The 12,997-nt window shown below is 53.7% G+C and carries 12 protein-coding genes; 3 read left to right on the forward strand and 9 right to left on the reverse strand.

What is annotated here, in order from left to right; all coding sequences use genetic code 11:
* Nucleotides 1-143 precede the first annotated feature (143 nt).
* Complete coding sequence (gene uvrA, locus PAGR_RS20540; RefSeq protein ID WP_014595066.1) at nucleotides 144-2,972, forward strand: excinuclease ABC subunit UvrA; 2,829 nt, start codon at nucleotides 144-146, stop codon at nucleotides 2,970-2,972.
* A gap of 222 nt (nucleotides 2,973-3,194) precedes the next feature.
* On the opposite strand, the gene PAGR_RS20545 is transcribed toward uvrA, so the two are convergent.
* Nucleotides 3,195-3,515, reverse strand: coding sequence for a TIGR04076 family protein (locus tag PAGR_RS20545; RefSeq protein WP_014606937.1), 321 nt, complete (start codon nucleotides 3,513-3,515; stop codon nucleotides 3,195-3,197).
* Nucleotides 3,516-4,253: 738 nt separating this feature from the next.
* Between PAGR_RS20545 and PAGR_RS20550 the strand changes: the two genes are divergently transcribed.
* Entirely contained in the window at nucleotides 4,254-5,318 is a 1,065-nt protein-coding gene (locus tag PAGR_RS20550; RefSeq protein WP_014595065.1) for an NAD(P)-dependent alcohol dehydrogenase, read from the forward strand.
* A 38-nt stretch (nucleotides 5,319-5,356) separates the two neighbouring features.
* On the opposite strand, the gene PAGR_RS20555 is transcribed toward PAGR_RS20550, so the two are convergent.
* The 6 genes from PAGR_RS20555 to dnaB form a co-directional block, all read right to left on the reverse strand.
* A complete protein-coding gene (locus PAGR_RS20555; RefSeq protein ID WP_014606938.1) occupies nucleotides 5,357-5,680 on the reverse strand; it encodes an MmcQ/YjbR family DNA-binding protein in 324 nt (107 codons plus the stop codon).
* Between the two features lie 2 nt (nucleotides 5,681-5,682).
* Complete coding sequence (locus tag PAGR_RS20560) at nucleotides 5,683-6,099, reverse strand: secondary thiamine-phosphate synthase enzyme YjbQ (protein ID WP_014606939.1); 417 nt, start codon at nucleotides 6,097-6,099, stop codon at nucleotides 5,683-5,685.
* Between the two features lie 125 nt (nucleotides 6,100-6,224).
* Nucleotides 6,225-7,418, reverse strand: a complete 1,194-nt coding sequence (locus PAGR_RS20565; protein ID WP_014606940.1) for an amino acid aminotransferase — start codon at nucleotides 7,416-7,418, stop codon at nucleotides 6,225-6,227.
* A gap of 41 nt (nucleotides 7,419-7,459) precedes the next feature.
* On the reverse strand, nucleotides 7,460-8,074 hold the full coding sequence (locus tag PAGR_RS20570) for a YitT family protein (RefSeq protein ID WP_013024166.1): 615 nt from the start codon (nucleotides 8,072-8,074) through the stop codon (nucleotides 7,460-7,462).
* Between the two features lie 195 nt (nucleotides 8,075-8,269).
* Nucleotides 8,270-8,761 (reverse strand): Lrp/AsnC family transcriptional regulator, encoded by a 492-nt coding sequence (locus PAGR_RS20575; protein ID WP_013024165.1) that lies wholly within the window; start codon nucleotides 8,759-8,761, stop codon nucleotides 8,270-8,272.
* Nucleotides 8,762-8,886: 125 nt separating this feature from the next.
* Nucleotides 8,887-10,293, reverse strand: coding sequence for a replicative DNA helicase (gene dnaB, locus PAGR_RS20580; RefSeq protein WP_013024164.1), 1,407 nt, complete (start codon nucleotides 10,291-10,293; stop codon nucleotides 8,887-8,889).
* Between the two features lie 96 nt (nucleotides 10,294-10,389).
* Here dnaB and PAGR_RS20585 point away from each other — a divergent pair, with 96 nt between their 5' ends.
* Nucleotides 10,390-11,373 carry a quinone oxidoreductase gene (locus PAGR_RS20585; RefSeq protein ID WP_014606941.1) on the forward strand — a complete coding sequence of 328 codons (984 nt, stop codon included), beginning with the start codon at nucleotides 10,390-10,392 and terminating at the stop codon, nucleotides 11,371-11,373.
* A 181-nt stretch (nucleotides 11,374-11,554) separates the two neighbouring features.
* Here PAGR_RS20585 and pspG read toward each other — a convergent pair whose 3' ends face one another.
* Nucleotides 11,555-11,821, reverse strand: coding sequence for an envelope stress response protein PspG (gene pspG, locus PAGR_RS20590; RefSeq protein ID WP_014606942.1), 267 nt, complete (start codon nucleotides 11,819-11,821; stop codon nucleotides 11,555-11,557).
* A gap of 162 nt (nucleotides 11,822-11,983) precedes the next feature.
* Entirely contained in the window at nucleotides 11,984-12,979 is a 996-nt protein-coding gene (gene dusA, locus PAGR_RS20595; protein ID WP_013024161.1) for a tRNA dihydrouridine(20/20a) synthase DusA, read from the reverse strand.
* Nucleotides 12,980-12,997: the final 18 nt, after the last annotated feature.

The following is a 12,997-nucleotide window of genomic DNA, read 5'->3' on the forward strand; positions in this document are numbered from 1 at the left end:
AGCGGTGTTCCATTTTTATCATCCGTCTTAAAAAGGCAAAAAACTACTGGATATTTGTTCAGTCTATTTTTTGTGCCATAATGATGCGTTTCTTCTGGCCGTGTCGTAGGGCGCGGTGAGTGCTGCTAATCCGGGAAAGGTGAATGGATAAGATCGAAGTTCGTGGTGCCCGCACCCATAATTTGAAAAACATCAACCTGACGATTCCTCGCGACAAACTCATTGTGGTGACGGGCCTGTCAGGTTCCGGTAAGTCCTCTCTGGCGTTTGATACGCTGTATGCGGAAGGTCAGCGCCGCTATGTGGAGTCGCTCTCTGCCTATGCGCGCCAGTTTCTTTCTTTAATGGAGAAACCGGACGTCGATCATATCGAGGGGCTGTCACCGGCGATCTCCATTGAGCAAAAGTCCACCTCGCACAACCCGCGATCCACGGTGGGGACGATCACGGAGATTCACGACTATTTGCGTCTGCTGTTTGCCCGCGTGGGTGAACCGCGCTGTCCGGATCACGACGTGCCGCTGGCGGCACAGACGGTCAGCCAGATGGTCGATCAGGTGCTCGAGCAGCCTGAGGGCCGCCGCCTGATGCTGCTGGCGCCGGTCGTGAAAGATCGTAAAGGCGAACACACCAAAACGCTGGAGAATCTGGCGACGCAGGGCTATATCCGCGCCAGGATTGACGGCGAGGTGTGCGATCTTTCCGATCCGCCCAAGCTGGAACTGCAGAAAAAACACACCATTGAAGTCGTTATCGATCGCTTCAAAGTGCGTGAAGATCTGGCGACGCGCCTTGCCGAGTCGTTTGAAACCGCGCTTGAACTGTCTGGCGGTACGGCAATTGTTGCTGATATGGACGATGCTGATGCGGAAGAACTGCTGTTTTCGGCTAACTTTGCCTGTCCGATTTGTGGATACAGCATGAGTGAGCTGGAACCGCGCCTGTTCTCGTTCAACAACCCCGCCGGGGCCTGCCCAACCTGTGACGGTCTGGGCGTGCAGCAATATTTCGATCCCGATCGCGTGGTGCAAAATGCTGAGCTGTCGCTGGCCGGTGGCGCTATTCGCGGCTGGGATCGTCGTAATTTTTACTATTTCCAGATGCTGCGCTCACTGTCTGAACACCTTAAGTTTGATATTGAAGCGCCATTCAGCAGCCTGCCAGATAACGTTCGCAACGTAATCCTGTATGGATCCGGCAAAGAGAACATTGAGTTTAAATATATTAACGATCGGGGTGATACCTCGATTCGCCGCCATCCGTTCGAAGGCGTGCTGAACAATATGGAGCGCCGTTATAAAGAGACGGAATCCTCCGCAGTACGCGAAGAACTGGCGAAGTTTATTAGCAACCGGGCCTGCGCCAGCTGCGAAGGCACACGTCTGCGCCGCGAAGCGCGCCACGTGTATGTTGAAAACACGACGTTGCCCACTATTTCAGAGATGAGTATTGGGCACGCCATGTCATTTTTTGAAAACCTGAAACTGAGTGGCCAGCGGGCTAAAATCGCCGAGAAAGTGCTGAAAGAGATTGGCGATCGCCTGAGTTTTCTGGTCAACGTCGGCCTGAATTATCTGTCGATGTCGCGCTCCGCTGAAACGCTCTCCGGCGGTGAAGCTCAGCGTATTCGCCTGGCCAGTCAGATCGGTGCCGGCCTGGTCGGCGTTATGTACGTGCTGGATGAACCCTCCATTGGTCTGCATCAGCGTGATAACGAGCGCCTGCTTGGTACGCTGATTCACCTGCGCGATTTGGGTAACACCGTCATTGTGGTCGAGCATGACGAGGATGCGATTCGTGCCGCCGACCACGTTATTGATATCGGCCCTGGCGCTGGAGTGCACGGTGGTACGATTGTCGCGGAAGGAACCGTCGATCAGATTATGGCTGAAGAGGCCTCCCTGACCGGTCAGTTCCTCAGTGGGAAACGCGAAATCGCCGTGCCCGCTGAGCGGGTGAAAGGCGATCCGTCTAAGGTGTTGAAAATTACCGGCGCGCGGGGTAATAACCTTAAGGATGTCACCTTAACCCTGCCTGTCGGCCTGTTTACCTGTATTACCGGCGTATCCGGTTCAGGTAAATCGACGCTCATCAATGATACGCTGTTCCCAATTGCGCAGCGCGCCCTAAACGGCGCAACGATTGCCGAACCGGCACCGTACCGCGACGTAGCTGGACTGGAGCACTTCGATAAAGTTATCGATATCGACCAAAGCCCTATCGGCCGTACGCCGCGCTCCAACCCGGCCACTTATACCGGTATTTTCACGCCGGTACGTGAGCTGTTTGCCGGTGTCCCTGAGTCCCGCTCTCGCGGTTACAATCCCGGCCGCTTCAGCTTTAACGTCCGTGGCGGACGCTGTGAAGCCTGCCAGGGTGACGGCGTCATTAAAGTTGAGATGCACTTTCTGCCGGATATCTATGTGCCGTGCGATCAGTGCAAAGGCAAACGCTATAACCGTGAAACGCTGGAGATTAAATACAAAGGCAAAAGCATTCACGAAGTGCTGGAAATGACCATTGAAGAAGCCCGCGAGTTCTTTGATGCCGTTCCGGCGCTGGCGCGTAAGCTGCAAACGCTGATGGACGTAGGTTTATCCTATATCCGTCTGGGCCAGTCGGCGACGACACTCTCCGGTGGTGAAGCCCAGCGTGTGAAGCTGGCGCGTGAATTGTCGAAACGCGGTACCGGCCAGACGCTGTATATCCTGGATGAACCGACCACCGGGTTACACTTTGCCGATATTCAGCAGTTGCTGGAAGTTCTGCACCAGCTGCGCGATCAGGGCAACACGATTGTGGTGATTGAACACAATCTTGACGTGATTAAAACGGCGGACTGGATTGTCGATCTGGGCCCAGAGGGCGGCAGCGGCGGCGGCGAAATTCTGGTATCAGGTACGCCAGAAACCGTGGCGAACTGCGAGAAATCGCATACCGCGCGCTTCCTGAAGCCCTTGCTGGAAAAATAACAGAACGCCGCAACGGATAACGTTGCGGCGTTCTTTAAATGCACTCATACCTTCATTACGTCAGGCAAGCAAAGCGCGTTGGCGGGCGTTTCTGCCAGGCTCTGGCAAGCACATCAGGCAAAGCGTAAGAAGCAGCCCCCATCTGGCGAGCCCTGACACAAGACGAGACGCTGTATGACCATGCCCCTGATATCACAGGGATATGACAGTGGCTTTTAATTGCTAAAACGGCCTGGCCTCTTCATCCAGCGTTTCGAGCAAAAATGTCACCGGCCGGTACCCATCATTGCAACACACCACCGCTTTGCCCTGTCTGGACCAGTCATTCCAAAATAATGGCTCGCTGGTATGAGCCAGAGTAAACACGAACTTTTCCATACAACCCCAGGCGTCTTCACAGAGGGCATTGGGTTTGCGAAAGTCAGTAATAAATGTCTCGTCCTCTTGATGCTTAGGACATTTCTCCATTTTCGGATAGCCATACTGCTCAATTAGCGTTGGCTTCAACTCTACCGATAAAACCGTTATTTTTACTTTATGCATGCCCGCACCATTAGCTCGTTCAGGTTCTCTGACGCGCCGGAAATCGCGACTGATTCCGCTGACTATCTACATGTCTGTCCGGCGCCACCATAAAACCATACTTTACGTAATGTTTTTTGACGCGATTTGACCTGCCGGCTCTTCTTCAATCGCCTGTCCGACAACATTCCAGCTTACGGCAACAGAACCTTTCCGGGGATGATAAGCAGCCTTAGTCGTCCAGATGAACGAACGCAATAACAGACACCAGTGAAACTATCCTGCTCGTGTGCCTGGCCGTTGAGAACGCCAGGGATGGCCAGGGATGACCTCATCCTCTGTTTCCGACACGACCTTACTGAACGCCCCGGCAGCGACGTTCACATCGTTGGCCATTTTTCACGGACTGATGTTGTGATCTTCCGGCCAGGCAGGCGTAAACCAGGAGAAGGCCAATGGCGCATCGCCATCGGCGGTAGCGCTGAGTAATGGTACAGCCGTTTTTCAGGCCACCTTTGAGCGGAGGCGTGACTGACAAGCAGCACGGCTCTGGCAGGCTTTTTTTGATCGCTGTTCTGTTTACCCTGAGAAATGCAGGATCAGGCAAGATTCAGACACGTATAGGCATATACGCTTTTCAATCCCCTGACTATCCTTAATCCGTTCCTCTTTGGTACGCCCCTGGCGTCACCTTCTTGCTGCGCGCTTTACGCTGCGGCGTTGATCAAAAAATCACGACACACCTTAACTGGAGACACCATGAACATTACCCATGCGTATGCTGCTCAGGATGCAAAATCCAAACTGGCACCGTTTGATTTCAAACCGCGTGAGCTTCGTGCTCATGACGTACAGCTTGAAGTGCTGTTCTGTGGCGTTTGTCACTCTGACTTGCATCAGGCACGCAATGAGTGGAAAAACACAATTTTCCCAGTGGTACCGGGACACGAGATTGTCGGTCGCGTTACCGCTGTTGGCCCTGAGACCCAAAAATACAAAGTGGGCGATTTGGTCGGCGTCGGCTGTCTGGTGGATTCCTGCCGTAGCTGTCCGAGCTGTCAGGAAGGGCTGGAGCAGTATTGTGAAAATGGCTTTGTCGGCACCTACAACGGTGAAGATCGCTTAACAGGGGCCATTACCTATGGCGGCTACTCCACCTCAATGGTGGTGGATGAAGACTTTGTACTGCGTATTCCTGCAAATCTTGAACTGGCAGGCGTGGCACCGCTGCTGTGTGCCGGCATTACGACGTATTCGCCGCTGCGCCACTGGAACGTAGGCCCCGGTAAAAAAGTTGGCATCGTCGGTCTGGGCGGCCTGGGTCATATGGGCGTGAAAATTGCGCATGCTATGGGCGCGCATGTTGTGCTGTTCACCACCTCTCCGTCTAAAATCGAAGACGGTAAACGCCTGGGCGCGGACGAAGTGGTGATCTCAAAAGATGCCGACCAGATGGCTCAGCATGCTAACAGCTTTGATTTTATCCTGAATACCGTCGCCGCCCAGCACGACCTCAACCCGTTTATCACCCTGCTGAAGCGCGACGGGAATATGACCCTGGTTGGCGCACCTGAGCACGACCACCCGGCACCACAGGTTTTCAATCTGATCTTTAAACGCCGCAGTATTGCCGGTTCACTGATTGGCGGCATTGCAGAAACCCAGGAAATGCTGGATTTCTGTGGCGAGCATGGCATTACCTCAGATATCGAGCTGATTGCGATGAATCAGATTAACGACGCCTACGAACGTATGCTGAAAAGCGACGTAAAATACCGCTTTGTTATTGATATCAATACGCTGCGTGATGAATCAGCGGCATAACCCTGCCGTTTGCCCTTTCCCACCTCGGGAAAGGGCAGTTATCGTCCGGCATCAGCCTGCTGAAAAGAGGCGTCCACCAGATAATAGATTTGCGAATCTTTTAACGTGCCGTCCAGAAACAGCGTATTCCAGTGGGATTTATTCAGGTGTTCACTGGGGAACACATCGCTGTGCTCTTCCCGCATCAGCTCGGCCAGCGCAGGCGTCGACTTTAACGATACCGCTGGACGCCCTTTTACCTCGTGAACCATGGCAAACAGTACGCCGTTGCTTTTGATCTGCGTGGCCTTCCAGTCGCTGTGTACGCTCTGTTCGGCGCCAGGTTTGTTCATGCAATAGGTCAGTAACTCCGAATTATTCATTATCATTCCCCTTGTAAGGTGGCAACGATACGCCGGGCACCGCCGTGAATGCGATGCTCACCCAACCAAATCCCCTGCCAGGTGCCTAATACCAGCTGACCGCGCTGCACGGGCAATGTCAGCGATACGCCGAGACTGGACGATTTAATGTGCGCGGGCATATCGTCACGACCTTCATAGTCATGCTGATAAGGTGCGTCTTCCGGGACGTGGCGCATGAAATGCTGCTCCATATCACGTCGAACCGTAGGATCGCAGTTTTCATTCAACGTCAGTGAGGCTGAAGTATGTTGCAACAGCAAATGCACCAGTCCCGTTCTGATATCACGTAATCCCGTCAACTGCTGCACGATTTCGTCCGTGATCAGATGAAAACCACGAGATTTCGCGCTTAAGACCAACGTTTGTTGATGCCACATAATTTTTTCCCTGAATCTGTCAGACCATTTAAGTGTGCAGAATGTGGCGCAAAGGTAAACCCGAAGCCTGAAAATAAAAAAGCCGCCAGACAATGCTGGCGGCCAGAACCTGTGACGGCCGTAAATTACATGACCGCGGCGAACGCTTCTGCAACCTGGTGAACGTTTTTACTGTTGAGGCCAGCCACGCACATACGACCGCTGCCGACCAGATACACACCAAACTCTTCGCGCAGACGATCCACCTGCTGCGCGCTCAGGCCGGTGTAGCTGAACATGCCGCGTTGCTTTAACAGGTAGTCGAAGTGCTTGCCCGGTAATGCCGTGCTCAGCACCTGTACCAGCGCCTGACGCATATCGATAATACGCAGACGCATCGCTTCCACTTCTGCCAGCCAGTTTGCCTTTAAAGCCGCGTCGTTCAAGACACGTGCCACAACCTGCGCACCAAAATTCGGCGGGCTGGAGTAGTTGCGACGCACGGTCGCTTTTAACTGACCCAGAACTCGGCTGGACTCTTCAGCGCTGTCGCACACGATGGACAACCCACCGACGCGTTCGCCGTAGAGCGAGAAAATTTTCGAGAAGGAGTTGCTGACCAGCGCAGGCAGGCCCGCGGCAGCAACCGCACGCATCGCGTAAGCATCCTCTTCCATTCCGGCACCGAAGCCCTGATAGGCGATATCGAGAAACGGGATCAGTTCCTGCGCTTTCAACACCGCGACGGTTTCGTCCCACTGAGCATTGGTCAGGTCGGCGCCGGTTGGGTTGTGGCAGCACGGATGCAACAGCACGATGCTCTGCTTTGGTAAGGTTTTCAGCGTGTTGAGGAAGGCATCGAAACGGACACCGTTAGTTTCAGGATCGTACCAGGGATAGGTCTTCACCTCAAAACCGGCACCGCTAAAAATGGCAACATGGTTCTCCCAGGTCGGATCGCTAACCCAGACGTTTGACTGCGGAAAATAGCGCTTGAGGAAATCCGCGCCCACTTTCAGCGCGCCCGAACCGCCTAATGTCTGGATGGATGCCACATGGCCCGCTTTTAGCACCGGATGATCGGCACCAAATAACAACGGGGCAATCGCGTTGCGGTAGGTACTCAATCCTTCCATTGGCAGATAAAGCGACGCCTGCTGCGGCTCGGCACGCAACTGTTCCTCAGCATCGGCCACGGCCTGTAGCTGAGGAATGATGCCTTGCTCGTTGTAATAAAGCCCAATACTCAGGTTCACTTTATGCTCGCGCGGGTCCTGTTTAAAGGCTTCCATCAGCGACAAAATAGGGTCGCCAGCATAGGCATCAACGTTTTGGAACACGGTGCAGATCTCCATGGTTGGTCTAGAAATAAAAGGGGCCACTAAACCCTGTACCGCCCGGGGCGATGGTTCATTGCGATAATCACATTAAGCACCACCGCGCCTGCCACAGACGCGAGCAACATTGGCAGGCTGACGACAAAAAGTGACGCCAGCACGACGCAGGTATCTACCGCCATTTGCAGTTTACCGGCGCGGATATCGAAACGATCCTGTAACCACAGCGCCAGAATATTGATTCCACCCAGGCTGGCTTTGTGACGAAACAACACTATAAACCCAATCCCCATGATGACGTTACCGAACAATGCCGCATAAAAAGGATTCAGCGCGGAAAAATGCATAAACAACGGGTGCAGGTGGGTAAAAAGTGATACCAGCCCGACGGCGCTGAAGGTTTTCAGGGTAAATTCCCAGCCCATCCGTTTTACGGCCAGCCAGTAAAACGGGATGTTAATGAGAAAAAAGGCGCTGCCAAAAGACATGGGCGACAGGTAGCTGATTAAAAACGCGAGGCCTGCCGTGCTGCCGGTCAGCGCGCCCGCCTGCTTCAGCATAATCACGCCGAACGACACCATTAACGTGCCGAGCAGAATTGCAAGCGCATCTTCAAGACGAGAGTGGGGAATATGAGCGGGTTGTACAATGTTATCCATGATGCTGTCTCAGTACGGGTAATGACGCACTGATGCAATAACTGCGCCAGCCGGGCTGCGCTGGCAACAGGTTGACAGAAGATCACCGTTTTCGCCCGTCCGGGCGGGTGCTTTCGTGCAATACCGACTTATTTTATGCACAGATAGCGCAAAATCAGGCAGTTTATCGCGTTTAATCTGCACCAAAATGGCACATCATGCGCTTTTTTGGCGCGCAGCCGGTTCCGCACTCATCATCAGGCCATTCTCTTTCAGTCTGCCTAGCACGACCGACGTTTTGACATGGGAAACGCTCTGGTGCCCGGCTAAAAGCTGACTGATTAAGGCACTGAGCGAGGCTAAGTCAGCTACCGCGACTTTAAGCAGATAGTCGGCATCGCCGGTGGTTTTATAAGCATCAACAATGGCCTCTTCCCGTTCCACCATTTGATGAAAGCTCTCAACATAGTCTGCAGTATGGTTGATCAGGCGCACTTCGATTAGCCCAACCATGCCAAGACCCACGGCGTCGGGCGACAAACGCGCATGATAGCCAAGAATAAGGTTTGCCTGTTCAAGATTGATACGGCGGCGTGAGCATTGCGATGCAGAAAGACCCACTAAATCACTGAGTTCCTGATTAGTAAGGCGGCCATTGGATTGTAACAGAGTGAGGATTTTCAGATCGTAATCGTCTACATGAGTCATGCTGTTTCCATCGCGTAAAGTGTTGCTTTACTACAGATAACCCGATTATCTGCAGGCTTGTCCAACACTATTTCGCACGGCGGGGGCCGACATGCACAGATCGTGCATGTCCGCACACAGCAGCATTACTCGTCGTCGTATTGCGGCCCAGCGTAGTTATCGAAACGCGACCACTGACCGTTAAAAGTGAGGCGAACGGTACCGATGGGGCCGTTACGCTGCTTACCCAGGATGATCTCGGCAATCCCTTTAAGATCGCTGTTTTCGTGGTAGACCTCATCGCGATAGATAAACATGATCAAGTCGGCATCCTGCTCGATCGATCCGGATTCACGCAGATCGGAGTTCACCGGGCGTTTATCTGCGCGCTGCTCCAGAGAGCGGTTTAACTGGGATAAGGCCACCACCGGCACATTCAGCTCTTTTGCCAGCGCTTTGAGTGAACGCGAAATCTCCGCGATTTCCAGCGTACGGTTATCTGACAGTGCCGGGACGCGCATCAGCTGCAGGTAGTCGATCATAATCAGGCTCAGTCCACCGTTCTCACGGTAGATACGACGCGCGCGCGAACGCACTTCGGTTGGCGTCAGGCCAGAAGAATCATCGATATACATATTCTTCTTTTCCAGCAGGATGCCCATGGTGCCTGAAATCCGCGCCCAGTCTTCATCGTCGAGCTGGCCGGTACGGATACGCGTTTGATCCACGCGCGACAAGGAAGCCAGCATACGCATCATGATCTGCTCGCTGGGCATTTCCAGACTGAAGATCAGAACCGGCTTGTCCTGCAACATCGCGGCATTTTCGCACAGGTTCATGGCAAAGGTGGTTTTCCCCATAGACGGACGGGCAGCCACAATAATCAGGTCTGACCGTTGAAGCCCGGCGGTTTTCTTATTCAGGTCCTGGTAGCCGGTATCCACTCCGGTGACACCATCATGCGGCGTCTGATACAGCGACTCAATGCGAGAAACGGTCGCTTCAAGAATCTGCTCGATGTTCTTTGGGCCGTCATCTTTATTGGCCCGCGCCTCTGCAATCTTAAATACGTTCGACTCAGCAAAATCCAGCAGATCTTCACTGCTGCGCCCTTGTGGATCGTAACCGGCATCGGCGATCTGGTTTGCCACGGCGATCATTTCGCGCACCACGGCGCGTTCGCGCACGATATCGGCATAAGCGCCGATGTTCGCAGCACTGGGCGTATTTTTGGCCAGCTCAGCCAGATAGGCGAAACCGCCTGCCATTTCCAGTTCGCCCCGCGTTTCGAGCGATTCTGACAGGGTGATCAGATCGATTGGCTTACTGTTTTCCAGCAGGCGCTGCATCTCGGAAAAAATCAGACGGTGCGAGCGATTAAAGAAATCATTAGCCACGACGCGTTCGGACACATTGTCCCAGCGCTCGTTATCCAGCATTAACCCACCCAGCACCGACTGTTCCGCTTCCAGCGAATGCGGGGGCATTTTCACGCCTTCCAACTGGCGATCCTGCGTTTCGTTCGATTTGTTGGTGGGTTTATTTCCTGCCATAGTGAATGCATTACCGATCTTCTGTGGGGACGCGCAAGTATACCTCAGTTAAGGGGCGCGCCTCACCCTCATGATGAAACAATCACAGGAGTAAGAATGGCAAAGCGTATTCAGTTCAACGCACACGGCGGTCCCGAGGTCTTAAACTGGGTCGATTTTGAGCTTGCCGATCCCACCGAGCATGAAATCCAGGTAGAGAATCGCGCGATTGGCATTAACTATATTGATACCTACGTGCGCAGCGGTCTGTATCCAACGGGCCATTTTCCCTCGGGGCTGGGCACCGAGGCGGCCGGTGTCGTCACCCGCGTCGGTTCGGCCGTTACGCGCTTTACGCCCGGCGATCGCGTCGTATATTGCCAGGCGGCGCTGGGCGCTTACAGTGAACGCCACAATGTAGCTGAAGAGCGTCTGATGCTGTTACCAGACGCAATTAGCTTTGAGCAGGCAGCCGCCAGTTTCCTCAAAGGCCTGACCACACAGTATCTGCTTCGTCAGACCTACAAGGTAAAACCGGATGAAACGTTCCTGTTTCATGCGGCGGCCGGTGGGGTTGGGCTGATTGCCTGCCAATGGGCGAAAGCGCTTGGCGCACACCTGATTGGCACCGTCGGCTCTCCAGAAAAAGCGGCGCGGGCAAAAAATGCTGGCGCCTGGGCCACCATTAACTACCAGCAAGAAGATATTGCCCAGCGCGTCATGGAACTGACCGCAGGCGAAAAGGTTGGCGTGGTATATGACTCCGTGGGTAAAGCGACCTGGGAGGCCTCGCTAGACTGTCTACGCCGTCAGGGGCTGATGGTGAGCTTTGGTAATGCTTCGGGTCCGGTGACCAATATCGATCTCAGTATCCTGAACAAAAAGGGATCGTTGTTCGTTACCCGGCCCTCCCTGTTTGGTTACATCACCAATCGCCAGGAACTGGAGACAGCCAGCGCTGAGCTGTTTTCTTTGCTGGCCAGCGGTGCGATTAAGGTCGATGTGCCAGAACAGCAACAATTTGCCCTTAAAGACGCCAGTAAGGCACATCAGGTGCTGGAAAGCCGGGCCACGCACGGATCGAGCCTGTTAATTCCGTGAAATAAAAAGGGCTTCCCGCAGGAAGCCCTTCTTTTATTTTTCATTCGCACTGATGTAGGGGCAGAAGCGATGAACAGATTATGAAATCACGCGAGCCATCCTGACAGAAAATATAAGTAAAAAGTATGGTCCGCAGCCATTATCTTACCGGCAATCTCTTAACCTGTGATCTCGCCCACATTTAGTACCGGCCATCTCTTTCCAGTCGGCTGAAGCGGCGTTTGAGCCTGTTGCGTCGACGTGTGTCTTCATCAGTAAAAAAGCGGCGATAAAGCCACACCGCTGCCACCGCCAGTATGAGCCAGGGCAGAACGTGTACGATAAGCGCAAACACGCCACCGATAAACATCACCACCGTCGCGACGATCAGGGCAGCAATGACGCCTAACAGGGACACGCCGGTGAATAACAGCATCAGGAAAAAACCCAATACAAAAAGTATGTCCATTTTGGTGCTCCTCGTTATCAATAGATTATTTATTACAAGAAACGTGCCAAAGGTTAACTTTTTGATTTTAAATAAGATAACAGAATAGCCCCAGCCCAAAGATGATGAAACTCACCAAATTATGGTGTTAAAAAAACCAGCCTGATGGCTGGTTTGGCAGAACTAGGCTTCCTGAGGAATTTTGTCGGCGACCAACGCCAGCGCCGCCTCCAGCACGCGGACGTCAGCGCCAGGTTTGTGCGCATTTTCACTAAGATGACGACGCCACTGACGTGCACCAGGAATGCCCTGGAACAGGCCCAACATATGGCGCGTGACATGGCCGAGATAGGTGCCTTTCGACAGTTCTGCCTCGATATAAGGATACATCGCGCGCACCACCGCAACCGGATCGACAGCAGGACGGTCGCGGCCAAATAATTCACGATCCACCTGTGCGAGGATACCGGGGTTTTGATAGGCTTCGCGGCCCATCATGACGCCATCCAGATGCTGAAGATGCGTTTTCGCTTCTTCAAGCGTTTTAACGCCGCCGTTAATCGCAATCGTTAACTGAGGGAAATCGCGTTTTAACTGGTAAACACGTGGATAATCCAGCGGTGGGATCTCACGGTTCTCTTTCGGGCTGAGTCCGGAAAGCCAGGCTTTGCGGGCATGGATAATAAAGGTGTCACAACCACCGCGTTCGGCAACCGTGCCGATAAAGTCGGTAAGGAAAGCATAGCTGTCCTGATCGTCAATGCCGATGCGCGTTTTAACCGTTACCGGGATATCCACCACATCGCGCATCGCTTTGATGCCGTCAGCCACTAAGCCAGCTTCCGCCATCAGGCAGGCGCCAAAACGACCATTCTGTACCCGATCTGACGGGCAACCGACATTAAGGTTCACCTCATCGTAACCGCGCTGCTCTGCCAGCGCCGCACACTGCGCCAGGGCTGCGGGATCGCTGCCGCCCAACTGCAACGCGACCGGGTGCTCCTGTTCGCTGTATGCCAGATAATCGCCTTTGCCGTGAATAATCGCGCCCGTCGTGACCATCTCGGTATACAGCAGCGTGTCAGCCGTAAGCTGGCGATGGAAATAGCGACAGTGACGGTCAGTCCAGTCGAGCATGGGGGCAATGGAGAAGCGTTGGGATGAAAAAGTATCGGTCATGAAGCGCAGTCGGTCCGG

The sequence above is a fragment of the Pantoea ananatis PA13 genome, from assembly GCF_000233595.1.
GTDB classification, from domain to species: Bacteria; Pseudomonadota; Gammaproteobacteria; order Enterobacterales; family Enterobacteriaceae; genus Pantoea; species Pantoea ananatis.